This is a genomic window from Candidatus Reidiella endopervernicosa (genome assembly GCF_013343005.1).
Taxonomy (GTDB): Bacteria; Pseudomonadota; Gammaproteobacteria.
Genome location: NZ_CP054491.1, coordinates 3123756 through 3148552, shown reverse-complemented (window position 1 = coordinate 3148552; position 24797 = coordinate 3123756). Strand labels below are relative to the sequence as shown.

General features: G+C 54.7%; 24 protein-coding genes and 3 pseudogenes. 17 read left to right on the top strand and 10 right to left on the bottom strand.

The features are described 5' to 3' along the window. The first annotated feature begins 74 nt into the window (after positions 1-74). The 3 genes and pseudogenes from HUE57_RS17070 (at position 75) to HUE57_RS17045 (ending at position 5110) form a co-directional block, all read left to right on the top strand. Positions 75-2126, top strand: coding sequence for a ferrous iron transporter B (locus HUE57_RS17070; protein WP_078483841.1), 2052 nt, complete (start codon positions 75-77; stop codon positions 2124-2126). Positions 2127-2206: 80 nt separating this feature from the next. After that, positions 2207-4368: pseudogene (locus HUE57_RS20610) on the top strand (VTT domain-containing protein). Between the two features lie 163 nt (positions 4369-4531). Beyond that, complete coding sequence (locus tag HUE57_RS17045; protein WP_236860630.1) at positions 4532-5110, top strand: transglutaminase-like domain-containing protein; 579 nt, start codon at positions 4532-4534, stop codon at positions 5108-5110. 99 nt (positions 5111-5209) lie between these two features. Here HUE57_RS17045 and HUE57_RS19400 read toward each other — a convergent pair. Then, positions 5210-5290: pseudogene (locus HUE57_RS19400) on the bottom strand (riboflavin synthase); the annotation flags it as partial. A gap of 85 nt (positions 5291-5375) precedes the next feature. Between HUE57_RS19400 and HUE57_RS17040 the strand changes: the two are divergent. The 3 genes and pseudogenes from HUE57_RS17040 to HUE57_RS20510 form a co-directional block, all read left to right on the top strand. Next, a pseudogene (locus HUE57_RS17040) lies at positions 5376-5535 on the top strand (pyridine nucleotide-disulfide oxidoreductase); the annotation flags it as partial. 412 nt (positions 5536-5947) lie between these two features. After that, positions 5948-6676 carry an Lcl C-terminal domain-containing protein gene (locus tag HUE57_RS17035; protein WP_174673577.1) on the top strand — a complete coding sequence of 243 codons (729 nt, stop codon included), beginning with the start codon at positions 5948-5950 and terminating at the stop codon, positions 6674-6676. Between the two features lie 302 nt (positions 6677-6978). After that, the gene (locus tag HUE57_RS20510) at positions 6979-7239 is read left to right on the top strand and encodes an Lcl C-terminal domain-containing protein (protein WP_420885699.1); all 261 of its coding nucleotides are present in this window, start codon (positions 6979-6981) and stop codon (positions 7237-7239) included. A gap of 75 nt (positions 7240-7314) precedes the next feature. On the opposite strand, the gene HUE57_RS17030 is transcribed toward HUE57_RS20510, so the two are convergent. Together HUE57_RS17030 and HUE57_RS17025 are read right to left on the bottom strand one after the other, a co-directional pair. Then, entirely contained in the window at positions 7315-7926 is a 612-nt protein-coding gene (locus tag HUE57_RS17030; protein ID WP_174673576.1) for a riboflavin synthase subunit alpha, read from the bottom strand. A 123-nt stretch (positions 7927-8049) separates the two neighbouring features. Next, entirely contained in the window at positions 8050-8778 is a 729-nt protein-coding gene (locus tag HUE57_RS17025) for a pentapeptide repeat-containing protein (RefSeq protein WP_078483838.1), read from the bottom strand. Between the two features lie 131 nt (positions 8779-8909). Here HUE57_RS17025 and hrpA point away from each other — a divergent pair, with 131 nt between their 5' ends. The 3 genes from hrpA (at position 8910) to merB (ending at position 13797) form a co-directional block, all read left to right on the top strand. After that, positions 8910-12770, top strand: a complete 3861-nt coding sequence (gene hrpA, locus HUE57_RS17020) for an ATP-dependent RNA helicase HrpA (RefSeq protein ID WP_269087648.1) — start codon at positions 8910-8912, stop codon at positions 12768-12770. 51 nt (positions 12771-12821) lie between these two features. Continuing rightward, on the top strand, positions 12822-13019 hold the full coding sequence (locus HUE57_RS17015) for a hypothetical protein (RefSeq protein ID WP_135622225.1): 198 nt from the start codon (positions 12822-12824) through the stop codon (positions 13017-13019). Between the two features lie 100 nt (positions 13020-13119). After that, a complete protein-coding gene (gene merB / locus HUE57_RS17010; protein ID WP_078483836.1) occupies positions 13120-13797 on the top strand; it encodes an organomercurial lyase in 678 nt (225 codons plus the stop codon). 40 nt (positions 13798-13837) lie between these two features. Here the strand turns inward: merB and HUE57_RS17005 are convergent, their stop codons facing one another. From HUE57_RS17005 to HUE57_RS16990, 4 genes are all read right to left on the bottom strand, one after another. Further along, on the bottom strand, positions 13838-14701 hold the full coding sequence (locus HUE57_RS17005) for a methyl-accepting chemotaxis protein (protein WP_174673575.1): 864 nt from the start codon (positions 14699-14701) through the stop codon (positions 13838-13840). Positions 14702-14852: 151 nt separating this feature from the next. Continuing rightward, positions 14853-15059 (bottom strand): hypothetical protein, encoded by a 207-nt coding sequence (locus tag HUE57_RS17000; protein ID WP_174673574.1) that lies wholly within the window; start codon positions 15057-15059, stop codon positions 14853-14855. Further along, a complete protein-coding gene (locus HUE57_RS16995) occupies positions 15008-15355 on the bottom strand; it encodes a hypothetical protein (RefSeq protein ID WP_174673573.1) in 348 nt (115 codons plus the stop codon). Before HUE57_RS16995 ends, HUE57_RS17000 begins: the two co-directional genes overlap by 52 nt. After that, the gene (locus HUE57_RS16990; RefSeq protein ID WP_135622223.1) at positions 15307-15735 is read right to left on the bottom strand and encodes a hypothetical protein; all 429 of its coding nucleotides are present in this window, start codon (positions 15733-15735) and stop codon (positions 15307-15309) included. Before HUE57_RS16990 ends, HUE57_RS16995 begins: the two co-directional genes overlap by 49 nt. A gap of 519 nt (positions 15736-16254) precedes the next feature. On the opposite strand from HUE57_RS16990, the gene HUE57_RS16985 reads away from it, so the two are divergent. Genes HUE57_RS16985 through HUE57_RS16965 form a run of 5 tightly spaced genes read left to right on the top strand, consistent with a single transcriptional unit; the run spans position 16255 to position 20008 of the window. After that, positions 16255-17001 (top strand): outer membrane lipoprotein-sorting protein, encoded by a 747-nt coding sequence (locus HUE57_RS16985; protein WP_078483833.1) that lies wholly within the window; start codon positions 16255-16257, stop codon positions 16999-17001. Further along, complete coding sequence (locus tag HUE57_RS16980; RefSeq protein WP_078483832.1) at positions 17001-18221, top strand: ABC transporter permease; 1221 nt, start codon at positions 17001-17003, stop codon at positions 18219-18221. Before HUE57_RS16985 ends, HUE57_RS16980 begins: the two co-directional genes overlap by 1 nt. Then, on the top strand, positions 18211-18525 hold the full coding sequence (locus HUE57_RS16975) for a hypothetical protein (RefSeq protein ID WP_078483831.1): 315 nt from the start codon (positions 18211-18213) through the stop codon (positions 18523-18525). The genes HUE57_RS16980 and HUE57_RS16975 overlap by 11 nt, the downstream gene beginning before the upstream one ends. After that, positions 18522-19736, top strand: a complete 1215-nt coding sequence (locus HUE57_RS16970; RefSeq protein WP_236725689.1) for an ABC transporter permease — start codon at positions 18522-18524, stop codon at positions 19734-19736. The genes HUE57_RS16975 and HUE57_RS16970 overlap by 4 nt, the downstream gene beginning before the upstream one ends. Then, positions 19736-20008, top strand: a complete 273-nt coding sequence (locus HUE57_RS16965) for an ATP-binding cassette domain-containing protein (RefSeq protein ID WP_174673572.1) — start codon at positions 19736-19738, stop codon at positions 20006-20008. The genes HUE57_RS16970 and HUE57_RS16965 overlap by 1 nt, the downstream gene beginning before the upstream one ends. Before the next feature lie 55 nt (positions 20009-20063). Here the strand turns inward: HUE57_RS16965 and HUE57_RS19395 are convergent, their stop codons facing one another. Beyond that, the gene (locus tag HUE57_RS19395; protein WP_236860755.1) at positions 20064-20360 is read right to left on the bottom strand and encodes a hypothetical protein; all 297 of its coding nucleotides are present in this window, start codon (positions 20358-20360) and stop codon (positions 20064-20066) included. Between HUE57_RS19395 and HUE57_RS16960 the strand changes: the two genes are divergently transcribed. Together HUE57_RS16960 and HUE57_RS16955 are read left to right on the top strand one after the other, a co-directional pair. Continuing rightward, on the top strand, positions 20271-20723 hold the full coding sequence (locus tag HUE57_RS16960; RefSeq protein ID WP_320416303.1) for an ABC transporter ATP-binding protein: 453 nt from the start codon (positions 20271-20273) through the stop codon (positions 20721-20723). The two genes, HUE57_RS19395 and HUE57_RS16960, sit on opposite strands and share 90 nt — an antisense overlap. After that, the gene (locus HUE57_RS16955) at positions 20720-21955 is read left to right on the top strand and encodes a hypothetical protein (RefSeq protein WP_078483829.1); all 1236 of its coding nucleotides are present in this window, start codon (positions 20720-20722) and stop codon (positions 21953-21955) included. The genes HUE57_RS16960 and HUE57_RS16955 overlap by 4 nt, the downstream gene beginning before the upstream one ends. Before the next feature lie 7 nt (positions 21956-21962). Here HUE57_RS16955 and HUE57_RS16950 read toward each other — a convergent pair whose 3' ends face one another. Together HUE57_RS16950 and HUE57_RS16945 are read right to left on the bottom strand one after the other, a co-directional pair. Beyond that, positions 21963-22226 (bottom strand): YcgL domain-containing protein, encoded by a 264-nt coding sequence (locus tag HUE57_RS16950; RefSeq protein ID WP_078483828.1) that lies wholly within the window; start codon positions 22224-22226, stop codon positions 21963-21965. An 11-nt stretch (positions 22227-22237) separates the two neighbouring features. Continuing rightward, a complete protein-coding gene (locus tag HUE57_RS16945) occupies positions 22238-22414 on the bottom strand; it encodes a hypothetical protein (protein ID WP_174673571.1) in 177 nt (58 codons plus the stop codon). Positions 22415-22689: 275 nt separating this feature from the next. Between HUE57_RS16945 and HUE57_RS16940 the strand changes: the two genes are divergently transcribed. Next, positions 22690-24738, top strand: a complete 2049-nt coding sequence (locus HUE57_RS16940; protein ID WP_172840282.1) for a methyl-accepting chemotaxis protein — start codon at positions 22690-22692, stop codon at positions 24736-24738. Positions 24739-24797 lie beyond the last annotated feature (59 nt).

Sequence of the window (24797 nt, the reverse complement as noted above, 5' to 3'; positions counted from 1 at the left end):
GACGCGTCCCGGCGAGTGATCGTGCAACATGAAGGATAGCGTCGCACGAGACTCTGAATATTAGGTTTAATGCAGTGATTAGCACTAAAAGTGAAGTCTCGGTTCCCCTTCAGTCCCCCCTGTTTCGTGGCGACAAACGTCTGCGTATTGCGCTGATCGGCCAGCCCAATAGCGGCAAGAGCACCCTCTTTAAGGTGGTATCCAGTACCGAGATCTACACCGGTGAACTGGCCGGTACCGAGCGCAGCTACCGCGCCTGTAGCGTGCAGATAGGCATGGATGAGGCGATGCTGGTCGATCTGCCGAGTATCCAGTCGCTGCACAACCTCTCAGACGATGACCAGGTCTCACTCAAATACCTGCTCTGGGGAGATGAACGTCCCGCCGTCTCTCGCCATGAGTCCGATCAACCACCGGCTCCCTTTGCCGCCCCCGATGTACTCATCCAGGTGGTCGATGCCACTGCGCTCGACCGTAACCTCGAACTTAGTCTCGAACTGAGTTCACTGGGACGGCCAATGGTGATTGCGCTCAACATGATGGATGAGGCGCGCGAGAAGGGGATTCATATCAACATCAACGCGCTCAGCGAGGAGCTGGGTGTACCGGTGGTGCCTACGGTGGCGCTGATGGGTCACGGTATTGCTGATGTCTTTAAAACGGCGGTGCATGCAGTGCGTCAGGGCGTCTGCCCGCAGCCACAGCCGGCCAGCAAACATATCTGCGATGCGGCTAAACCATTGAGCGATCTGCTGCAGCACCCGGGGGTTCATCACGCCTTTAACGTGCCACACGCCTTTCTATTGATGCAGCTGGTGGCCGGTGATCGTTACTTCACTGCCGAGATCAAGGAGCACTTTTCAGAGTTGAGTGCAGATCTGACCCGTCTGCGTGGTGAGGCGGAGGCAACGCTGCCCCGCTCACTGGAGGATGAGCTGCATGCCGACCGGCACCACCGTGCTGCGGTAATGTTCGAGGGGGTGACCCGGCTGGGTGGAGCGCATGAGGGGAGTCGCTGGAAACTGTGGCTCGATGAGCTCTTTCTACATCCGCGTTGGGGTCTGGTCGGTAGCCTGCTGGTCTTCGCGGCAGTGCTCTTTATCGTCTTTGAGGTGAGTGCCTGGCTCGACTCCATGACGGCCGCAAAACTGATCGATGCGGTCTCTGTCTGGCAGCCGACGGCACTAACAGGTGTGGTAGGAAAGGCTGTGGTCGATGGGCTGATCGGTCTGGTCGGCATCGTCGTCCCCTACATGATTCCATTGGTGGTTTTGCTGGTGGTACTGGAGGAGTCGGGGGTGATGCAGCGTATCGCCTTTGTGGTCGACCGTGGTTTTCACCAGATTGGTCTACATGGTGGTGTGGCGGTGCCCTTCCTGCTCGGTCTTGGCTGTAACGTTCCAGCAATCTCCGCAGCAGCGCATTCAACCAAGGGCCACGAACGATTTGTCTCTGCAGTGCTGATCACCTTTGTCCCCTGCTCAGCACGCTCGGCGATCATTCTGGCGCTGGCCGGCAAATATCTAGGTGGCCTGGGTGTCTTTATGATCTTTGCCATCACCGTGGTGGTGATTGCGTTGATGGGGCGCATTTTGACCCGCTCCCATCCTGACCCGATCCCTGGGCAGGTGCAGGAGATTCCTCCCTATGCGCTACCTAAACTGCGTGGTGTGTTGCAGACCACCTGGCTGCGTACCAGTGACATTCTCACCATCGTCACCCCTCTGTTGGTGGGCGGTAGCGTGGTACTCGCACTGCTCAGTTTTGTCGGGGCCGATGCAGTGATCAATAAGCTCCTGATGCCTGTGACCAGCTGGTGGCTCGGCCTTCCGTTGGTGCTGGGTGTGCCGATTCTCTTCGGCGTGTTGCGCAAGGAGCTCTCACTGCTGATGATCTATCAGGCACTCGGCACCTTTGAAATCGGTACGGTGATGGATTGGGTTCAGATCACCACCTTCCTGATCTTCCTCACCTTCTATGTGCCCTGCGTTTCGACCTTTGCGGTGATGTTGAAGACACTCAGGCCACGTGAGGCGTTCTACTCGGTGGGTCTCTCGGTGAGTGTGGCGCTGGTGATGAGTGGCGTGATTCGATTGCTGTTGGAGCTGTTTTCACTGCTCGGTTGAGCGGGGCGTTTCAATAGCTGCTAACTTTAAGTCTGTATCGAATCCGAACAAGGCTTGGGCCGATGAAAAATAATAACCTGATGCGACTGCTGTTGCTGGTCGCCATCGCGCTGATGATCGGCGTCTTTTTTACCTTCGATCTGGGGCGCTTTCTCACCCTGGAGTATCTGCAGTCACAACGTGGTGAGCTGCTAGAGCGCTACCACGAAAATCCATTTACCTTTATCGCCATCTACATGGCGATCTATATTGCAGCCACGGCGCTTTCGCTGCCGGGTGCGACAATTATGACACTAGCGGGTGCAGCCGTATTTGGCCTGGCAGTCGGCACAGTGGTGGTCTCCTTTGCCAGTACCATCGGCGCAACACTTGCCTTTCTAGTAGCCCGTTTTTTACTGCGTGATGCGGTGCAGAGTCGCTTTGCCGACAAGCTTGGCCCGATCAATGCGGGTGTCGAAAAGGATGGCGTGCTCTATCTCTTTACCCTGCGACTGATTCCGATATTCCCCTTCTTTATGATCAATCTGTTGATGGGGCTGACACCGATTAAGACCTGGAAGTACTTTCTCGTTAGTCAGGTCGGCATGTTGCCCGGCACTATCGTCTCATGTAGGTCGCGTGATCGTAGTGCTCATTTCGAATCTCCCGATCCGCAGGGGGCTGCTCAAGGATGGCTGCTGCTATTCTTTACCCTTGGCGAATCGTGATTCCGAGCATTCGCTCACCTTGATAATTGTTGGTGGCTGCAGGACTGAAGTCTTTCTTCGTCAGTCAGTCGCGTGAGGCGGTCGCCTTGATTGAACGTCACTGGACTGTTGCTATCCGGCATTCTGCCGAGGGCGCTGATCGTTCACCGCATATTCACGCTAGCGCAGAAGAGTTGGTCGAGTGGATCAAGGCAAGAGAGGTGATGAAACCCTATAAAAAACCGAGCAGCTTCGACTACAACCTGGTGGAGGTGGGCTCGGCAGGCGGTCTCGCCTATATCGCAGCAGCCGGCAGGCGAAGTCCACATGATTGACCGTCACAGATGGGGGAGACTGTCTTAAACCGGCTGATACCAGTAAGGCGCTGATTCGTTCAGCCAAGATGTCGCTAGTGCTCGCACGTGCTAAGAGTTCGGTTTCAGGCGGAGGTCGTTTTGAATGCCGTTATGGAGCGGTGCAGCGGTGACGAAACTGAGGTGAGCGACGACCGGTGGAACGCTATACAATAGCGTGGAGTGCATCAGTGGTGAGAAGTTTCTCCTATGAGGTCGAGGTCGAGGGCGTGTCACCACCCGCACCAGTGTTGATGCCACGGCGCACGGCCGCTGGTACACAGCTCCCGGAGCGAGGGAGCGGTATCCATGATACCATCTGGGAGCTACGCGAACAACCGAAACGCTTAGTGGTGCGTGGTCCCACGGTTCGAGCTCAAGGCGTTTCACCGTTTGCTCAAGGTGACGACTAGGCACGACCTGCGTATCCGCCGCGAGTGATGAGAACTCGCGATGGTCGCCGAGCGCTTTTCCGCAGAGGGTGTTGAGCTGCTGACGGCGCACAGTGCCAAAACGGATGAGAACGGAAGGAGCGTTAGTGGTCTGCGCAGGCGAGAGCGGTCCCCTACGATCACTACCACATCGCCTGGGGCACAGGCCAATGGCGGTTGACGCCTCGGTGTCCGCTCTCCACCGCGCGGTACCGTTGAAGCTGATCCTTTTCTACGCACCAACTTCCCGAATATCTACGTCTGCGGTGATGTCACGGCCCTACGTCAGTTCACCGAACCGCGCCCACAGAGAGGTACGCTGTCATCGCTTTCACCGTAAACGGTTCCGTGTCGACTACTCGGTGATCCCCTGGGCGACCTACTGTGACCCCGAGGTGGCCCGTGTTGGTCTTAACGAACTGGAGGGAAAAGAGAAGGGCATCGACTATGAGGTCACAACCTACGGTATCGATGATCTTGATCGCCCATCGCTGACAGTGAGGCGCACGGTGTGGTGAAGGTGCTGAGAGTTCCCGGCAAGGACAAGATCCTCGGTGTCACCATCGTCGGCTCACACGCCGGTGATCTCATTGCCGAGTTCGTGATGGCGATGAAGCACGGCCTCGGCCTCAATAAGATCCTCGGTACCATCCACATCTACCCAACGCTCGCCGAGGCAAATAAATATGTCGCGGGTAACTGGAAGCGGGCGCACAAGCCCGAGGCGTTGCTGAACTGGGTGGAGCGGTTCCACACCTGGCGGAGAGGTTGAGATATACCGGAGTCAGTTCTAGTTCTGGTATATATCGCTTTGTATCAATGGGTTGTTTGATAAATCGCTAAGACCTGATGTCAATAATTGATATTGTGATATCACGTTAATTGGCATCATACTGGTGTTGCTAAAAAAATAAGAATATCAAGGAGTAAACGCTATGAACCAAATGGCTAAATCGACTTGCCTTCGGGCAGTTTTTGCAGCTTCACTTATTTTGTTCTGGATAGGTCCGTCGACTGCTTACGCCAGCTCCTATGAAGAAGCCGTTAGTAGATGGTCATCTTATGAGGATGTGGGGAAGTGGCTCAACAGTAACTTTAGCTTCGATAGAAGTAGACTTGGGTCTGTTCAGAAAAGGATTCGCACACAAGGTCCTAAAGGGCTACTGGCGCGCAACCCGTCAGCAACCTATGACGATAAGGCGGGCTATTGTGTCGATTCTGCAAATCTCGCTCTCGATGCCCTTAACCGAATTGACCCGAGTTACAAAGCTCGGTGGATTTTCGTGAGGAACGGTACAGGTAAGATTCATCACTGGGCCACTGGTTTTACTGTTGAGGGAAAATTGCACGTTATGGACTTCGGAGCGGGTCCACATTGGAGTGAGATGAAGGGGATCCACGGCCCCTATGAATCTCTGGATGAATACGCGAACTTTCTCTCCTCTCTGAATCTTCAGGGATTCTCAGTTGGAGAAGTTGTGTGGCGTAATCAGTTTCCGGGACAAGAGGACTGAACAGCCGCAAGCCAGGAATAACGAAAAGACTCATATCAGAAAGGTGACCTGCATGTACCAATGGGGCGGAGTTAATGCAGACTCCGCCATCATCCGAAACTATCTGTGCTCCGACATCACACGCTCAACGGTATCGACGATCGCCTGGGTCTGCGGATCGATCTCGATGTTGATGCGATTATGGTGCCTAACCCCCAGCCAGCCTCGCCACCTTCAAGCGCGCCATCAGGCGTGGTACGCCTCGGTCAATGCGCTCTTCTCACCGCTGAAACACGGCCTCGGGCTCAATAAGATCCTCGGTACCATTCACATCTATCCAACGCTCGCCGAGGCAAATAAATATGTCGCGGGTAACTGGAAAAGCGCACAAGCCTGAGGCACTGCTCAATTGGGTGGCGCGGTTCCACGCCTGGCGGAGAGGGTGAGAAAGCCGATGGACCTTTATTGAGTAACCGATTGTGACGGCCGGCACACTTTAGGCAGAATCAATTGAAAAAATGTGAACCATAAGTAGCTTCTTTAAGCGCCGATGAATTATTCGGTTATAGGAGCAGTGATGTTCAGGGATAGAGCAGACCATATCGATTGCCGGCGATGCCGAAAGACCAGCATCCGTTTCGTTCTGCATGCCATCAAAGCCTATCAATTCTCGAATCTACACCTGTTCGGTCAACGATCGACTGGGTTGTTGCTCTTGTCTCTTTCTGAAAGGAATCAACTATGAATCGACAACAATTAACTCCCATTTTGCTGCTTATATTCTTCACGTTACCGCTGCTTGTAGGGTGTAATGGAAGTAGCTCGAGCAATGGAGCTATAGCTGATAAAACCTATTCGATGAATGATACGGGGATCACAGAGTGTGCAAATGCAACCACCAATGGACTCGCCTGTAATGATGCGATGGATGGGACCGATCTCTTCCCAGAACAGGATGCTGAATATGGCCGTGATGTCACGCATAACGATGACAGTGATGGTCGAGCCGGCTTCTCCTTTACCAAGCTGGGGTCTGATGGTTCAGCACTTGCAATTCAGAATGGTGTCTGGAGTGACTCAGGAAGTGAGGTGACCGGAACCAAATGGTCCTGTATTGAGGATAACGTCACGGGCCTGATTTGGGAGGTTAAGACAAATAACGACACACCCGATCTTCATGATATGGAGTGGAGCTATAGCTGGTATAGCACGGATGCCGCTTCAAATGGTGGTGAGGTCGGTACGGCGGATGCTGGTGATAATTGCCTTGATGATAGCCGTTGCGATACCGAGAAGTATGTGGCCGATGTCAATGCGGCAGCACTCTGTGGTTTTACTGATTGGCGCCTGCCTGAACGGGAGGAGTTGCGCTCGATTTTCGATTACAGCAAGTCGGTAATGCCCAGTATCGACGCAGACTGGTTCCCGAATTCAGATGCAGTAGTACCGTGGGTCTGGACCGTATCCACCTACGCCTATAACGATGAAACGACAAAAGCGTGGCTGCTCAATTTTAACGGGACAGGTGATTCCGCATTTGGTAAGTCGATGCAGCTTCATATACGGCTGGTGAGTGGAGGTGTTTAGTGCTCCGTATACTCGTAATGAATGGAAATGAATAGAGGGAATATTATGAAAATCATGAACACAGTAGCTGTTCTACTGGCCTTTCGGTATCTGGTGTCTACGCAGCCTGCCCAGCCAATCTTGCGTTGACGACACCGGATAGCCGTTTTACCGAAAATGGGAATGGCACAGTTGCGGATAGTGTGACGGGGTTGATGTGGAAGCAGTGTAGTGAGGGGTGTCGACCACCTCGACAGCTTGTGATAAAGGTGCGCTTTTAACAACAGATTGGCAGACTGCACTTGGTGCAGCAGTGACCGCCAATGGAGGGGAGGCTTTGCAGGCTACACGGATTGGCGCTTACCAAATATCAAGGAGCTGGCAACAATCGTAGAGTTGGGTGTCATTCACCAACTATTAATGAGATGTACTTTCCGCAAACTGCTTCTGCAGGGTACTGGAGTGCATCGACATCTGCAGTTGATGATACTAGGGCATGGGGTGTGGTTTTTCTGCACGGGGTAAATATGCAAATTCTAAAGAATAGCGTTGGTACTATTAGATTGGTGCGTGACTCCCTGTGAGTGTTTTTATGTGAATTAGCAGGCTGTATTGCAGGCTTTACTGAGATAACGGTTGAAGCTTGCAACAGTCCAAAATCAGCTGTTGTTCTCTGCCATCACTCGTTCCACAGTATCGACGATCGCCTGGGTCTGCGGATCGATCTCTATATTGATACGGTCGCCGATCTGGCGAGTTCCGATGTTGGTGCGCTCGAGCGTTTCGGGGATCAGATTGACGTTGAACTCCTCTCCCTCAACATCACCGATGGTAAGGCTGATGCCATCGATGCCGATGTAGCCCTTGGTAAATACATACTTGGTCCACTGTACGGGGATCTTGAACCAGATCTGGCAGTTGTTCTCGCTCTCGATGATTCGACTCACCTCGGCAACGCAGAGGATATGGCCCGACATGGCGTGACCGCCGATCTCATCGCCGAACTTTGCGGCGCGCTCCACGTTGACCCGACTGCCAACCGTTACATCACCAAGGTTGGTTACCTTGAGGGTCTCTTGCATCAGGTCGAAGGTGATGCGATTTCCGTCGATCTGGGTGACGGTAAGACAGCAGCCGTTGTGGGCGACCGATGCCCCCGCTTCGAGTCCATCAAATAGTGGTTCTGGGAGCGTTACTACATGGGTGCGAAACTGTGATTTCTCGATGATCTCGACCACCTCTGCAGTGCCCTGGACGATGCCTGTAAACATAGTATTGTTCCGTGTTTAATTCTGAATCTGATCGATTATATAGCGGTTTAGGCGTGACGCATCTGTTGCCACCCTCGCTTGTGGCGAGAGTGGCCAAGGATGGTTGCGGAAGTGGTGCAGGTGTTACTGGGTGGGAGGCGGTGCGAGTGGCTGTGGGGCCTGTGGTTGAACAGGCGCCACTTTGGCTGATATTGCCGTCTGGCTGCGTTTATCGATAGCACCGAAAAGATTGAGATTTCTGGCCCGCTTGAACTGTGCGCCGCCGATGTTGCTACCAATGAAATTTGCCTCTTTTAGCTTTGCGTCGTTGAGTCGTGCATTTAGCAGATTGGCATTGTTAAATTTCACTTCACGCAGGTCGGTGCTGCCAGCATTTGCTCCGCTGAGGTTGGCGCCGGTCATGATGGCTCGGCGTAGTCGCGCACGGCGCATGTCGACCTGCTGAAGGTTGGCGTTACTAAAATCGCTGTTATCGGCCATGGCATCGCGTAGTACCGCTCGACTTAGATTGGCCTTCTTGAGTGAGGCATCAAACAGCGTGGATTTGCGCATGCTGGCATCGACCAGGTTGGCGCCATCGAGCGTGACATTACTGAGATCGGCGCTGTCGAGGTTGGCTCCACGTAGGTCGGCGCCATCGAGTACTGCATTCTTGAGTAGTGCCTTGCGCATATTGGCACCACGCAGGTTGAGTCCAGAGAGATCAAGTCGCTCCATATCGGCGCCTTTAAGATTGCAGTTGGGACAATCCTTTCCAGCCTCGACGCTTTCCAGGTCGGCGTCGCGATAGGCGAGTGCCGGTGTGCAGAGTGCAAGCGTGATGAGAGCAATCAGTGTGTGATTCAGTTTCATAGTCGTATTGTTATCAGTTCATTGAATTATCGTTATTCTTTGATAATAGCACCAAACTCCGTGTGCTTCCTTTCGCCAGGGCAGGGGGTGCCGTACACTATGCGACCCCCAGTTTTTCAGTCACTTCTGCCGTGCAACAACGACTTAAAGGCCTCAACAAACAGTTAGCGTCGATCCTTGCGATGGATCGTCACCGCCTGCAACGTCGCCTGCGCGATCTGCAGCGCAAGGCGCGACAGGGCAGCTGTGGCAGTGAGGCAGTGGCCAAGCTTGAGCACGATGTTGAGCGCGCGGTGGCGAAGTATCAGCAACGCGCTGCAAATGTCCCTACGCCCGACTACCCGGAAGAGCTACCCGTCAGTGGACGGCGTGATGAGATTACTACCGCTATCCGCGAGAACCAGGTGGTGATCGTCGCCGGAGAGACCGGTTCAGGAAAGACGACCCAACTGCCAAAGATTGCGCTTGAGGCGGGGCGTGGCGTGGCCGGATTGATTGGTCACACCCAGCCGAGGCGTATTGCAGCGCGCAGCGTTGCCTCTCGTATCGCTGAAGAGCTAAAGAGTGAGTTGGGTAATACGGTGGGATACAAGGTGCGCTTCTCCGATCGCACCCGTCCCGAGAGCTATATCAAACTGATGACCGACGGCATTCTGCTGGCCGAGATTCAACGCGACCGATATCTCAACCAGTACGACACGCTGATCATCGATGAGGCGCATGAGCGCAGCCTTAATATCGATTTTCTGCTCGGTTTCTTCAAACAGCTGCTACCGAAACGTCCCGATCTGAAACTGATCATCACATCGGCGACGATCGATACCGAACGTTTTGCCAGCCACTTCAGTGATGCCCCGATCATCGAGGTTTCCGGGCGCACCTACCCGGTTGAGCTGCGCTACCGCCCGCTGCAGTCTGAGGATGATGATTCGCGTGATCGTGATCAGCTACAGGCGATACTCGACGCGGTTGATGAGTTATCGCGCGAGGGTGAGGGGGATATTTTGATCTTCCTACCCGGTGAGCGCGATATTCGCGAGACGGCCGAGGCGCTGCGCAAACACCATCCACCCCACACTGAGATCCTGCCGCTCTACGCGCGTCTCTCTGCCAGCGAGCAGAACCGTGTCTTTCAGAGCCATCGCGGTCGTCGCATTGTGCTGGCGACCAATGTTGCCGAGACCTCGTTGACCGTGCCGGGTATCCGCTATGTGATCGATCCCGGCTACGTGCGTCTGTCGCGCTACAGCTACCGCAGCAAGGTGCAGCGGCTACCGATTGAGAAGGTCTCACAGGCCTCGGCCAACCAGCGCTCCGGACGCTGCGGGCGACTTGGTCCCGGTATTGCGATCCGTCTCTACGCCGAGGAGGATTTCAATAACTTTGCTGAGTTCACCGACCCGGAGGTGAAACGTACCAACCTCGCTGCGGTGATCCTGCAGATGCAGGCGCTGGGCTTGGGCGATATCGAGGACTTCCCCTTTGTTGAGCCGCCCGATAGTCGTTTTATCAACGATGGTTACAAGCTGCTGCATGAGCTGGGCGCGGTCGATAACCGACGACGTATGAGCAAGCTGGGACAGAAAATTGCCAAACTACCCGTCGATCCGCGTATTGGTCGTATGCTGCTTGCGGCGGAGCAGGAGGGGGCGCTGGCAGAGGTGTTGGTGATTGCCGCCGCACTCTCGATTCAAGATCCACGAGAACGGCCACACGGGGCGCGTGATAAGGCGGACCAGCGTCATAATGAGTTTAACGATGAGCAGTCTGACTTTCTTACCTATCTCAAGCTCTGGCAGTTTTATGAGGAGCAGCGCCACCACCTGACGCAGAGTAAGCTGCGAAAGCTCTGCCGCGATCGTTATCTCTCCTATATGCGCATGCGTGAGTGGCGTGAGGTGTGGCAACAGCTGCACACTCTGGTCAAGGTGATGGGGGCGAAGGAGAACAGTACACCTGCTGAGTACGATGCGATCCACCGTGCACTATTGAGTGGTCTGCTCGGTAATATCGGTTTCCGCGATGAGAAACAGAGCTACCTGGGGGCGCGTAACAGTCGCTTCCATGTCTTCCCCGGTTCAGCCCAGTTCAAAAAACCACCGAAGTGGTTGATGGCGGGCGCGCTGATTGAGACCAGTAAGCTCTACGCCCATACCATAGCGGCGATCAAGCCGGAGTGGATTGAGCGTCTGGCAGATCATCTGGTCAAGCGCAGCTACAGCGAGCCGCACTGGGAGAAGCGGGCGGGGCAGGTAGCCGCTAGTGAACGAGTTACGCTCTACGGGGTAACGATCAATCCCAAACGCCGGGTCAACTTCGGGCCGATCAAACCCGATGAGGCTCGCGAGATCTTTATCCGCAGTGCGCTGGTGGAGGGTGAGTTCAACTGCAGAGCCCCCTTCTTCAAACACAATCGAAAACTGCTTGAGGAGATCGAGTCGCTGGAACACCGCTCACGCCGTCGCGATGTATTGGTCGATGAGCAGGTGCTGGTTGAGTTTTACGAGCAGAAGATTCCGACGGGTATCTATAGCGGTGCAACCTTTGAAAAATGGCGGCGTGGTGTAGAGGCCAAGGATGAGAAGCTACTCTTCCTGACTCGTGAAGAGCTGATGCAGCACGATGCCGCTGGAGTGACTCAGGCGCAGTTCCCACCCTCCGCCAAGGTGGGGGCGCTCAAGCTGAAATATGAGTACCACTTTGAGCCGGGCAGTCGTGACGACGGTGTGACGCTACAGCTGCCGCTGGCCGCGCTGAATCAGATTGAGGCGCTGCAGTTCGAGTGGCTGGTGCCGGGACTGCTGCGCGAGAAGTTGATTGCGCTGATCAAGTCACTACCCAAGTCGTTGCGTCGAAACTTCGTACCCGCACCAAATTTTGCCGACGCCTTGATGCAGGTGATCAGCTTTGGTGAGGGTTCACTGTTTGAACAACTCTCGCGGCAGCTACTGCGAATAACCGGTGTTGCGGTTGATGAGAGTGCCTGGCAGAGCGAGCAGCTGACCGATCACCTGCGCATGAACTACCGTATCGTCGATGCCAAGGGGAAGGTGGTGGGCGAGGGACGCGATCTTGAACTGCTCCAGGCAGATCTCGGCGGACGAGCCAAAGAGAGCTTTAGTGGCCTGACGGAGAAGACAATTGAGCGCGAGGGGATTACCGAGTGGGACTTCGGCGATTTACCCGAGGTCTATAACGTTACCCAGCACGGTCTCAAATTGCAGGGCTATCCGGCATTGGTCGATCAGGGTGAGAGTGTTGCGATAGAGCTCTTCGACGATGCATGGCAGGCAGAGCAGGCGATGCACGGTGGGCTGCGACGACTGATTGCGTTGCAGGTTGGCAAAGAGATCAAGTATCTGCAAAAGAATCTTCCCGGTATTGAGAAGAGTTGTCTCCACTACACTCGCATCGGCAACTGCAATGCACTCAAGCTGGACCTGGTGATGGCCGCCATCGACCACGCCTTTCTCGATCAGCCGCTGCCACGAACTGAAGCCGCCTTCCATGCAGTCTGTGAGCGGGGGCGCGGGCGGTTGATTGAAACGGCTAACCGTCTCAGCCAAGTGGTGGCTGAAACCCTTGCAGAACACCATGCCATCTCCAAGCAGATCAAGGGCTCGATTCCCCCGACCCTGCTGGAGGCGATTACTGATGTCAGTGCACAGCTCGGGCATCTGGTCTACCCGGGGTTTGTGCTTAAAACACCAGCGGAGTGGTTGTCCCACCTGCCACGTTATCTGAAGGCGGTCAGCCGGCGGCTCGATAAGGTCGCGGGGCAACTAGCACGTGATCGCCAGCATCGGCTTGAGATTGAGTCATTATGGCGTGTCTGGGCGGAGCGCAGTGGGGAAGGAAAACGCCAGAGTCGGGAGCTGCTCGAGTTTCGTTGGCTGATAGAGGAGCTGCGCGTCTCTATCTTTGCCCAGGAGCTAAAGACGGTGCAGAGTGTTTCGGTCAAACGTCTGCAAAACATTGTCAAAACACTGTGAATCGGTAGTAGTGCGCATGAAAAATTTGGCGAGATTGTTATGATTACCGGTATGAGTAGAGAGAAGATAGACCACTGCGTGGAGCAGCTCTGTCAGCGCGGTTGCCGTGAGGTGACGCTGATTATTGAGCAGCTTGATGCCGGTGAAGCCGTTGAAGGAACTGACCATCTGGATGGTAGCGAACGGCACGCCGTAGCCGAAGAGCTGCGCTCGATTATGTCGGTCTACGATGGCCCCTGCTCAATCTAACAGCCTCTGTTGATCTGATTAAATATCTGTAGTTCGTCTGAGTACCTGAAATGGCTATTGGCTCAATTGCGCAACGCTATGTGTATGGAGATTTAGATAAATGACTGAAAGTGGTGCTAAACCTGTTTATGACGCTGCAGAGATTACGCTGGCTCGGCTCAATGAGTTGCTTCCACTCGCTGCAAATCAGGCTGCGCTGACACCATCTTTTCGGCAGCTCCATATCGCCATTCTCAAGGGGCTTGCCGACAGTAACCGCCCCCTCGCGATCGAGGCGATGTGTGAGAAATCCGGTATCGATGATGCCAGCGCTGCGATCGCCGAGCTGGTAAAACAGGATCTGGTCGTGACAAACAGTGATGGCGTGGTGATCGGTGCCTATCCAATGATCCGCGAGCCACGTGAACATATGGTGATGCTCGGAACGCTCGAGCTCCGGGCCATGTGTGCAGTCGATGCGCTGGCAATCGGGATGATGTTCAAACAGCCCACCATGATCCGCTCACGCTGCCGCGCCACCGATTCGATCGTGATCATTAATCAGGATGGTGAACAGGTCGATGCAATGGGGCAGTGCCCTGATCTGCATGTGGGTATTCAGTGGCAGGCGACCGATGGTTGCGCGGCGAAGACGATCTGCCTCGATATGATCTATCTATGTTCTGCGAAGGTGGCTGCCGAGTGGCAGGGAGATACAGTTGAGACCCGCAGCGTGCTGACTCTGGCAGAGGCGATCAAGCTATCGCGTGATTTCTTTATGCCACTGTTGGCGGAGTAACTGATCCACCCTGACCATCAGGGTGAATAGCTGTTTTTCTCTATACCTTGAACTGAGCGACGATTCCCTCGAGCTGCAGCGCCAGGGAGGAGAGGTGTTCACTCTCCTGTGCGGTCTTCTGTGCACCTGCGGCCGTCTGTTCGGCAACGACGCTGATATCGTTGATGTTGCGTGAGATATCCTCGGCCACAGTGCTCTGCTCATTGGAGGCAGCGGCTATCTGGGTGTTCATATCGTTAATCTGACTGATCGCACCGGTGATGCTGGCGAGGGTAGTGCCGGCACTACTGGCGTGCTCCACACTCTCTGCAGTCTGTGTCTGACCCTGCTCCATAGCGACTACGGCGTTACGCGTACCGCTCTGTAGCTTCTCGATCATGCCCTGAATCTCCTGAGTCGACTGCTGGGTACGCGAGGCGAGGGTGCGGACCTCATCGGCAACCACGGCAAAACCGCGGCCCTGCTCACCTGCGCGGGCGGCCTCAATTGCGGCGTTGAGTGCAAGTAGATTTGTCTGTTCTGCGATGCCGCGAATAACCTCCAGGATGCCACCGATCTCCACACTGTCGTGCTCCAGATTCTGAATAACCTGGGCGACCTGGCCGACATTCTCCGCCAGAGTGTTAATAGAGCTGACAGTCTGGTTGACCACCTGTTTGCCGGTGCCTGCCTGTTGATCGGCCTCTTGCGCGGAGTTGGCCGCCAGACTGGCGTTGTTGGCAACCTCATGGGCGCTGGCAGACATTTCGGTGACGGCAGTGGCGACAAGGTTGATCTCATTCTGCTGTCGTACAATCGCATCGGTTGTCTGGGCAGAGAAGTTTGAGAGTTCATGGGCGGAGTTGTTGACCTCATGTGAGGCAGTGGTGACGTTGGAGATCAGCTCCTGAAGCTTCTCCTTCATCTCTCGAACGCTGTTGCAGAGTGCGCCTAGTTCATCATCGCTGCTGCACCAGTGATTAACGTCACCGGTCAGATCGCCTGAAGAGACCTGCGCTGACCGCCATGGATAGCGAAGCGAAGGCGGTTAGTCCGCGATAGTCGACGCCGTCTGCCTATTCGTAGTTGAGAGCGCGAGCGAACGACGAAGAAGATGCAGCAGCGGCTTTATGTCGGCGTAGAGTCACTGAGGGAGTTGTGTAGAGCCGCGAAGAGGTGATTACGCAACGAACGCAGGACGGTCGGGGCGCCGTAGGCATAAACGGTCGCGTTAAGTATTTGCCGCTTGCTTGGGCTTGGATGCCCAAAACAAGCTTCCGCAAAAATAGCGACTCCCCGGTTTCATGTTGTCGATTAGCAGTCGCAGGAATGAGAGCGCCTTAAACATCATGAAGTAGGCAAAACCGACCAGGAACAGGAATACAGCGGCGCCCAGACCGAGCATAAGCTGGGCATTTTTTAGGCTCTCCTGCTCAGAGAGCAGTAGCGCATTGGCACGATCCTGTGTGGCTTCAAGGAACGGATCAACCATCTCACCGATATTGGCGGCTACTGCGTCAAACTTCTCCATCATCTTGTTGCCGCCAGCAGGTCCATCATCAATATAGGCCTGTGCCATCTTCTTTCCGACTGCGTGATAAGACTCAAAGGCAGGCAGCATCTGTTCGTATAGGCACGGTTTTCGGTGTCGAGCTCTTTGAGCTCAGAGAGCAGCTGTTTGAACAGCGCAGCGTTTGCTTCGGCCTCGTCAAAACCATCATTCAATCCGTCTAGAGCACGCGTAGCACTGATATCGGTGAGCCACTGCTGTACCTGTACCACGCTCAGTTTGAGCTGATGTGCCTTGTTCAGGATTGGGATTTCGTTGTTGGCGATCTGCTTCGATTCATTGATGATCGAGTTGCTGCCGGTGAAAATAATGATGCCCTGGACAATGACGGCGAGAGCCAGAATGGAACAGACGAGGGCAAACTTGTTCTTCATGCTCATGTTATTCATCTTGTTGTTTCCCTTTGACAGATTGTCCAGTTGGCACTGCTTAATATTATTGGAAATTGTGAGAACTGTGGGCCGTTCTGATGTGGAGCGGTGAGAGGTGTAGTTGCCTCTAGATCAAATGTCGGCAAAGAGGTAAGAACCTTGACGCCGATATCGGTCCGATCGCTCCAGGTAACAGTCTCTTAATTCGAAGGGTGCAGCCGAAATTGACCGATTAAATTGGTCTGATTTGTTAAATTAAATTAACGCCGCATCCACCCCGTCATATAGTTGAGACTAAGGCTTTTGTCGAATTGAGTCACGCGCTTAAAAGACGATATTTATAGTGTATTTCAGACTGTTTCTAAAATAATAAATATTGAAACAGTGATAATACTAATGTGAAAAATAATCATAACTAATGACATGGCGTGTCATGTGTGTGACAGATATTGAATTAAATAAAAATAGTGATCTGTTGTCATACCAAGCTGTCGCAGATTGTCATAAACTGTCCTGATAGGTCAGAGGGGTGGGTCATTGAAAATTCTGATTACGATTACCGCATTTTTTATCTCCTTCCAGTTGCAAGCAGCGGCAATTACCGCTGATGAGATAGTGCGTCGCGCAATTGAGCATTGGCGTGACCTCTCATCTTATAGCGAGTTTGAGATGACCATTCACCGTTCCGACTGGGAGCGCACCATGCGTATGCAGGTCTGGACTCAGGGTCTCGATCAGTCGTTGATGCGCGTTGTTGAACCCGCCAAGGATCGTGGTAATGCCACGTTGCTGATCGATAACCGGATGTGGAGTTTTGCGCCAAAGATCAATCGCGTGATCAAGATCCCCTCGAGCATGATGAATCAGAGCTGGATGGGCTCCGACTTCTCTAATAACGATATCGTACGTGCCGATGAGATCATTGAGCAGTATGAGCACAAGATTGTCGAATCGACCGAGATTGAGGGGCATACGGTCTACACGATCGAATCGATCCCGCACGAGGATGCTCCCGTGGTATGGGGTAAGGAACTGTTACGCATTCGTGATGACAATGTAATGCTCGAGCACACCTTTTATGACCAGGACAATGCGGTTGTAAAACGTATGGTGACCAGTGACATCCGTGAGATAGGAGGTAAGGTGATTGCAGCTGTAGAACGGATGCAGAAAGAGGCGCACCCCGACGAGTGGACCGAGGTGCGTGTGCTCGATGCCAGCTATGGCATTTCCATTCCACCCGGCACCTTCACCCTCTCTAGCCTGCGAAATCCACGTTTCTGATGCTGTTTCGTCTCGCATGGCGCAACATCTGGCGTCACACACGACGTACCTGGTTGACGATTGCTGCGATCGCCTTTGCAGCGACGCTGCTGATCTTCAGTATCACCATTCAGCTCGGCGCCTACGATGCGATGATTGAAAACACCCTGCGTCTCTACACCGGACATGTGCAGCTACAACGCGAGGGTTATCAGGACAGACCGCGACTACGCACCGATATCACCAACGCCACAGAGATCGCTACGAGGATCCGAAGCGAAACGGGTTGGGATAGTGTGGCGGTGCGAGCGATGGGGTTTGCACTGATCGCCTCTGAGCAGCGCAGCTTTGGTGCGCAGGTGGTCGGTGTGGAGTCACACCATGAGGTGATGGTCTCGACGCTACCGGGCCTGATCAAGCAGGGACGTTATATCAATGCGCACGGTTACGAGGCGGTGATCGGCGCGGCACTGGCGAGAAACCTCAAGGTACAGATAGGGGGGGAGCTGACACTACTCGGTTCGGCGCGTGATGGTTCAGTTGCTGCCACGGTGTTAGAGGTGGTCGGTATCTTCGAGAGTGGTTCACAGGAGTTTGATCGCGCCCTGCTGCAGATCCCGCTGGCAACCTTTCAGGAAGTGTTTGTTATGCCGGATGCTGCACACGCCATCGTGGTGCGAGCACCGAGTGATACAGAGACTCAGGCATATAAACAGCAACTGCAGCAGTTTGTCGGAAGCGACGAGCGGCTGGTTGCGCTCGACTGGGAATCGATAATACCGGGCCTACGGCAGATCATTCAGGCCGATATGATGGAGGGGTGGTTCATCTATGCGGTGCTGATTCTGGTGGTTACCTTCAGCATTTTAAATACCTTCCTGATGGCGGTGCTGGAACGCACCCGCGAATTTGGCATTCTGCTCTCGTTGGGTATGACACCGCTACGTCTCGGTAGCCTGGTGATGCTCGAATCACTGCTGCTGGTGGTGGTGGGACTGCTGTTGGGCCTGCTGCTGGGTGGCTCGATTGCGCTCTACTACGATCTCAACGGCTTTAGCTATCCTGGCATGGAGGAGATCGGTGCCGAATTTAATATTCCTGGTGAGATCTATCCACAAATCTCACTACTGGCGCTACTGCTCGGTCCCGCCGGTATCTTGATATTTACCCTGCTTGCCGCGCTCTACCCAGCAATGCGTATACGCAAACTGCAACCGGTGGAGGCGATGAATGCGGTATAGCCTGCTACTGATCTTACTGCTGCCAATCGCTGTTGAAGCGGATTGGTATTTGATGGCGCGCCACGGCGAATGTGCGCCGATTGAGATACTCTCCCGTAAGGTCGAACGGATGCAGGGTCTCGATACGCCTGAACGTTTCATCGCCGAGATGGAGCGCCGTGGTTACTCGGTTGTATTTGAAAGAGGGTTCAGTGGTGTGGCTGAGACCTATAGCGTCAACATAGAGGCGCTGGGTCTGGCGATCCTGTTTGTCCAGGGTGAGCGCTGCGATCAACTCATGCAGCCCAGGGGGCGTACGCCGTGACAATACTCAGGCTTGCGTGGCGCAACATCTGGCGCCAACACCGTCGTTCACTGATTCTGATCACCGCGATTACGCTCGGGGTTTTCGCGATGGTGGCGCTGGCAGCGCTGGCGCGCGGTTCGATGGAGGCACAGCTACATGCGGCGATCAATAATCTTACCGGCCATATCCAACTCCATCATGCGGCCTATCGCGACGATCCGGTTATTGAACACGGCATCGCTCCCCCCTCGGGCGAACTGCTCAAACTTCTGGATGGGCCCGAGGTTGAGCAGTGGAGTCCACGTATTGCACTACCGGCAGTAATCTCCAGTGAGCGAGAGTCGGCGGGCATCACTCTGGTGGGCATTGATCCAGGTAAGGAGCGTGAACTCTCATTTATCGGTAGCGGAGTGCGCGAGGGTCGCTATCTAGAGGGTGTGGAGGACCGTGGTCTGCTGCTTGGTCGTAAGTTGGCCGACCGACTGGAGACCCGACTCGGTAAACGAGTCGTGGTAATGAGTCAGGGGGCGGATGGTGAGCTTGCCGATCGTGGTTTCCGGGTAGTGGGCATCTTCGATGCGGAGATGCAGCAGAGCGAGACCGCCTATCTCTTTGTTGGTCTGAAGACAGCGCAGAAGATGCTGCGGATCGATAATCAGATCTCCGAGATTGCACTACGCAGTGACTCGCATGAGGGGCTGGAACCTTTGCTGTCACAGCTGCGCAGTGTATCGCCTGATCTTGAAGCGCTTGATTGGCAGGAGCTGCAGCCGATGATGAAGCTGATGGCGGGCATGATCGATGCCATTCTGGTGATCTGGTTTGTGGTGGTCTTTCTGGCGATGTCGTTTGGTTTGGTCAACACACTATTGATGGCGGTATTTGAGCGGACCCGTGAGATTGGTCTACTGCAGGCGCTCGGTATGCGTCCCGGTTTGATCCTGCTGCAGGTGCTGATCGAGTCGCTACTACTGCTTAGCATCGGTTTGCTGCTTGGTAACGGGCTGGCTGGACTCTATATCGTCTGGGTGGGCGATGGGATCGATCTCTCCGCCTTTGCCGAGGGGATGGAGATGATCGGTTATGCGCCGGTGCTCTACCCGTCGGTGCGGATCTCGGATGTAGTGACCGCCAACCTGCTGGTGGTGGTGCTTGGGATTCTTGCCAGCCTCTATCCCGCATGGCACGCGGCACGCACGGTGCCGATTGAAGCGATCAACAGGAGTTAATGGTGAATGATGTAACGGTTAGTTGTCGGAGTCTGACCAAACGATATCGGCAGGGTGATGTCGAGGTGCATGCCCTCGACGATCTCTCGTTGGAGATACCGCAACACGATTTCGCCTGTCTCTCAGGGCCCTCTGGTTCTGGCAAGAGTACGCTGCTTAATGTTATCGGTGGACTCGATACGCCGAGCAGTGGGGAGGTCTACCTCAGCGGTCAGCGGCTCGATACCATGAGCAAGGGTGAGCTGGCCGATCTGCGCCTCAACCATCGCTGACCGCCATGGATAGCGAAGCGAAGGCGGTTAGTCCGCGATAGTCGACGCCGTCTGCCTATTCGTAGTTGAGAGCGCGAGCGGACGACGAAGAAGATGCAGCAGCGGCTTTATGTCGGCGTAGAGTCACTGAGGGAGTTGTGTAGAGCCGCGAATAGGTGATTACGCAACGAACGCAGGACGTCGGGGCGCCGTAGGCATAAATGGTCGCGTTAAGTTTTGCTGTTTGCTTGGGCTTGGATGCCCAAAACAAACTTTCGCAAAAATAGCGACTCCCCGACTCGGTTTTGTATTCCAGGCCTACAATCTGATCCCCGTACTCAATGCGCAGGAGAACGTCGAGTTTGTCATGCAACTGCAGGGCGTGGAGGCGGCGGAGCGGGGTGAACGCGCCCGTGCCATGCTCGATGAGGTGGGGCTCTCCGGAATGGAGAAGCGCCTACCGGCGGAGCTCTCCGGTGGACAGCAGCAGCGGGTAGCAGTGGCGCGTGCCATCGTCTCCGAACCGACCCTGGTGCTGGCCGATGAGCCGACCGCCAACCTCGATTCACATACGGCAGAGAATCTGATGCAGCTGCTGCGCCATATGAATGAGGAGCACGGTATAACCTTTCTCTTCTCTACCCACGACAAACTGGTGATGAACTACTCGAAACGTCTTATCGCACTCCGCGACGGCCAGATCGAATCGGACCAGCAGAATAGCAGCCGGGCATGATCGTTCGTCTGCTCGCGGCGCTACTGATTCTGGTCTCGTTCGAGACGCCAGCCGTTGTTGGCGGCCATATCCAGCTGCTACCGACCCTGACCGATTACCAAACGGATGATATCGCTGCTGTCTATGGTGACAATCCCGCCTTCGATCAGGCGCTCGATCTGCGCCTCAAGGCAGAGGGGCGAAGCGCTGGCTGGGAAGGCGCTATTCACTATGAGCTGTTGGCGCTCGGCGGTGATGGCGTCGCAACTCGTCAGGCCCTGGCTGCTGCAGGATGGATCGCTAATAGCAGTGGTCTCCCCAACGATAAGCGGCGACTGTTTGGTCTGACCCGTCGTATCGTCGATGAGGATCGGATTGAGTCGGTGCATCGTATCGATCGACTTACACTGGGCTACTCAAGCAACCAGTGGGTCATTAGAGCGGGGCGACAGGCGGTGAGCTGGGGCAATGGTCTTGCCTTCCAGGCGCTCGACTTCATCAATCCCTTCGCGCCGTTGGCGATCAACAAAGATTATAAAAGTGGTGATGATCTGCTCTATACGCAGTACCTGTTTGAGAGTGGAAACGATCTGCAGGCGGTCGTGCTACCACGACGTGATCCAGTCACAGGTGAGGTTGAGTCCGATCAATCGACCGTTGGCGTTCGCTTTCACGCCATGGAGAGTGAGTTCGATCTGCAGCTTGCCTGGCACTATGGCGAGCCGCGCCTCGGCATCGGTCTGGCGCAACCGGTCGGTGAGGCGGTGTGGCGTTTCGATCTCGACCTGAGTCGTAACAGTGAGGGTGAGTGGCTCACCACGCTGGTGACCAACCTCGACTACTCATGGGTCTGGTTCAACCACAATACTTACGGCTATCTCGAATATTTCCATAGCGGAGTGGGTGAAAATTCACGTTCCGACTATCTCCTGCCAGACAGTGAACTCTCTGCACGTATCGCACGCGGTGAACTCTATACGCTGGCGCAGGATTACATCGCCGCCGGACTCAATGTTGAAGTGACGCCGCTGCTGCAGTTCGCACCGATTGTGCTGCTGAATCTCAACGATGAGAGCGGTGCGCTGCAGATGGGTTTCAACTACGACTGGGGAGAGAACCTGCAGCTGCTGGGCGGTGTGAGCCTGCCCTGGGGGGAGCGAGGTAGTGAGTTTGGTGGGGTTACAGTGCCGACCACCCCCTACTACCTCTCGGCGGGGCGACAGCTCTACCTGCAGCTCGGATACTTCTTCTGAGCTGCGCTTACATCAGCTCCGGTTTTGGTGGTGGTAACTGCAGATGGAAACCCTGCACCGAGAGGTTGTGGATCACCTTGTTCACATCCTCGCGTGCCAGTTTTCGCTCTGGGGTCAGCCCCAGCTCCATAACGAATTCCAGTTGGCCGAGCGTCTTGAGAAGCTCTTCGGGAATGTGGCTAAAATCATCCTTCTCCTGGGTGTAGATGTAGGCATCCGGCTTTTTCAGGCTCTTGTAGATCACGCAGAGGGTGGTCGATTCTGTGTTCATCTCTTCTACTCCTAACCGCGTATTGCGCGGCTCATGCGTGACACTGCCTCGCCCCAATCGGCCGTTTGGTTACCGCCTTCAACCATCAACTCCATCAAACCGTAGGCGAGCTGACGGTTCTCCGGGCTCATATCGGCGAGTTTATTGAGCAGAAACAGGTAGTGACCATTGGCTGTCGAGAGGCTCATCACCAGTGCATAGAGCAGTAGGGACTGCCCGTTCTGTGGCTCTTTTTCAATTAACTCAATAACTTGGCTTAACGCTGAGTCTTGCATCGAGGTCTATACTCATGTTGTCTGCGTGTCGCGATTCTAGCGCTGTGGCTGCAAAGACGCACCCCTCTGCTAGGTGGTTGATTGCTCAGAAATCGGTTAAGTTGCTGAGAACGTTGCCGATAGTTTTATGAATGGGACCGGCAGGAGCCGAGTCGGCAGACAAAAATAAAATTATAGAGAGTAGAAAAATGATTGAGATGCTCCAGTTCCTGTTCAAGCCCGCAATCGCGCTGATGAACCGTCTGCGTTATCCCTTTAAGTTTGCGTTGATCGGTGCAGTGCTGATGGCACCGATTCTAGTGCTCAGCTATCTCTATATCTCAACGCTGAACGATGAGCGGCTCTTTCTCGAACGCGAGCTGGTCGGTATCGAATATGTCAGTGCAATGCGCCCACTGCTTGAACATATCCCACGACATCGCGGCATGACTAACGGCTTTCTCAACGGTAATGAGGCGTTTCGCCCAAAGATCCTTGAAGCACGACAGTTGATCGATGGCGCCTTTGCCAACCTTGCCGCTGTGGACAGAAAACTGGGCGGTGAGTTGGGCGTTGAGAAGTACCCTGAGTATTCGCCCGAGAAGTTGATCAGTCGTTGGAACGATCTGAAACAGCGCAGTTTTGAAGGCCAGGCGAAACCGATCTTTCAGGAGCATACCGAGCTGATTGGCGGCCTGATTCGGCATATGGAACACATCTCCGATCTGAGTAATATGACGGTCGATCCGAAGCTCGACAGCTACTACTCGATCAACCTGATAGTTAACGCGATACCGAAGCTGACCGAGATCATGGGGCAGGGGCGCGGATTCGGTTCAGGCGTGGCGGCTAAGGGCACCTTTACCCCAGACTCATGGGCGCGTCTTTCGACCCTGAATGGCAAGATCATCGATACGACCAAGGCAATGTCTGCGGCGGTCGATGCCGTGTTTAAAAACAATCGGACTATTGAACAGCAGCTGGGTGTCCAGGGACGCGCTGCGGTTGCCGATGCCGAGAGCTTTATTGCGGTGCTGAGAGACAAGATGCTCGACAGCGACAAGATCGAGATCGACTCGTCGGGTGTCTTCAAGGCCGGTAGCAGCGCGATCGGTACCAGCTTCAAGCTCTATGATGCACTGCTTCCGGAATTGGTTGCACTGATTGAGTCACGTGTTGCCGATAATGAGATGGAAATCATTATCGACCTGGCAGTGCTGGTACTGGTGCTGGTTATCTCCAATTTCCTCTTTGCCGGGGTCTACTACTCTACGCTCAATACTATCCATACCCTCGAGAAGATGACCGGACAGCTTGCCGATGGTGACCTGACTGCACGAGCTCACCTGCAGACCCGTGATGAGACACGTGTTATTGGCGATGGTTTTGATCGCATGGCAGAGAGTTTTAGTGAGCTGGTCGGTCAGGTAAAGAGCGCCACCGATCAGGTCTCAACGGCGGCCGAGACGATGACCGGTGTTACCGACGAGACCCACAACGGTGTCATCCAGCAGCAGCAGGAGACCGAGCAGGTTGCTGCTGCAATGAATGAGATGAACGCCACCGTTCAGGAGGTGGCGCGCAACGCCGAGGCAGCGGCCGATGCCGCCAGCAAGGCCAATCAAGAGGCGTCGAACGGCAAGCAGGTGGTGAGCAAGACCATCGACTCGATTAACGATCTTGCCGCCGAGGTGGAGAACGTTGCTGGTGTGATTCACGGACTGAAACAGGACAGTGAGAACATTGGTACGGTGCTCGATGTGATCAAGGGCATAGCCGAGCAGACCAACCTGCTGGCACTCAATGCGGCGATCGAGGCGGCGCGTGCCGGTGAACAGGGACGTGGGTTTGCGGTGGTTGCCGATGAGGTGCGCACCCTGGCGAGCCGTACCCAGACCTCGGCGGGTGAGATCGAGGCGATGATCCTTAAGCTGCAGGATGCGGCCCGCAATGCGGTGGTGACGATGGAGCAGGGGCAGGCGCGAACCCAGGAGAGTGTGACCCAGGCTGCTGAGGCGGGTACCTCGCTCGAATCGATCACTCAGTCGGTGGCGATTATCAACGACATGAACACCCAGATCGCCAGCGCCTCCGAGCAGCAGAGTGCAGTCGCTGACGAGATCAACCGCAATGTGGTCAGCATCAGCGAAATCTCTGAGAAGACCGCTGCGGGTGCCCAGCAGACCAACTCCAACAGCTCGGAGCTGTCGCGACTGGCTGCCGAGCTGCAACAGGTGATCTCCAAGTTTCAGGTCTGACTAAGCGCAGACCATTCCGTTCTGGAACACCGCTCCTGCCAATCGTGGTAGGAGTGCTA

Bases quoted from the DNA above. Each gene is read 5' to 3' on its own strand.
- HUE57_RS17025 (WP_078483838.1), bottom strand. From the start codon at position 8,778: ATGAAACTGAATCACACACTGATTGCTCTCATCACGCTTGCACTCTGC.
- HUE57_RS16940 (WP_172840282.1), top strand. From the start codon at position 22,690: ATGATTGAGATGCTCCAGTTCCTGTTCAAGCCCGCAATCGCGCTGATG.
- HUE57_RS17045 (WP_236860630.1), top strand. From the start codon at position 4,532: ATGAACCAAATGGCTAAATCGACTTGCCTTCGGGCAGTTTTTGCAGCT.
- HUE57_RS16995 (WP_174673573.1), bottom strand. From the start codon at position 15,355: ATGGCACAGGCCTATATTGATGATGGACCTGCTGGCGGCAACAAGATG.
- HUE57_RS16955 (WP_078483829.1), top strand. From the start codon at position 20,720: ATGATCGTTCGTCTGCTCGCGGCGCTACTGATTCTGGTCTCGTTCGAG.
- HUE57_RS16950 (WP_078483828.1), bottom strand. From the start codon at position 22,226: ATGAACACAGAATCGACCACCCTCTGCGTGATCTACAAGAGCCTGAAA.
- HUE57_RS17015 (WP_135622225.1), top strand. From the start codon at position 12,822: ATGAGTAGAGAGAAGATAGACCACTGCGTGGAGCAGCTCTGTCAGCGC.
- HUE57_RS16965 (WP_174673572.1), top strand. From the start codon at position 19,736: ATGGTGAATGATGTAACGGTTAGTTGTCGGAGTCTGACCAAACGATAT.
- HUE57_RS20510 (WP_420885699.1), top strand. From the start codon at position 6,979: ATGGAGGGGAGGCTTTGCAGGCTACACGGATTGGCGCTTACCAAATAT.
- HUE57_RS16945 (WP_174673571.1), bottom strand. From the start codon at position 22,414: ATGAGCCTCTCGACAGCCAATGGTCACTACCTGTTTCTGCTCAATAAA.
- HUE57_RS16975 (WP_078483831.1), top strand. From the start codon at position 18,211: ATGCGGTATAGCCTGCTACTGATCTTACTGCTGCCAATCGCTGTTGAA.
- HUE57_RS16990 (WP_135622223.1), bottom strand. From the start codon at position 15,735: ATGAATAACATGAGCATGAAGAACAAGTTTGCCCTCGTCTGTTCCATT.
- merB (WP_078483836.1), top strand. From the start codon at position 13,120: ATGACTGAAAGTGGTGCTAAACCTGTTTATGACGCTGCAGAGATTACG.
- HUE57_RS17030 (WP_174673576.1), bottom strand. From the start codon at position 7,926: ATGTTTACAGGCATCGTCCAGGGCACTGCAGAGGTGGTCGAGATCATC.
- HUE57_RS17005 (WP_174673575.1), bottom strand. From the start codon at position 14,701: ATGAAGGAGAAGCTTCAGGAGCTGATCTCCAACGTCACCACTGCCTCA.
- HUE57_RS16980 (WP_078483832.1), top strand. From the start codon at position 17,001: ATGCTGTTTCGTCTCGCATGGCGCAACATCTGGCGTCACACACGACGT.
- HUE57_RS17035 (WP_174673577.1), top strand. From the start codon at position 5,948: ATGAATGATACGGGGATCACAGAGTGTGCAAATGCAACCACCAATGGA.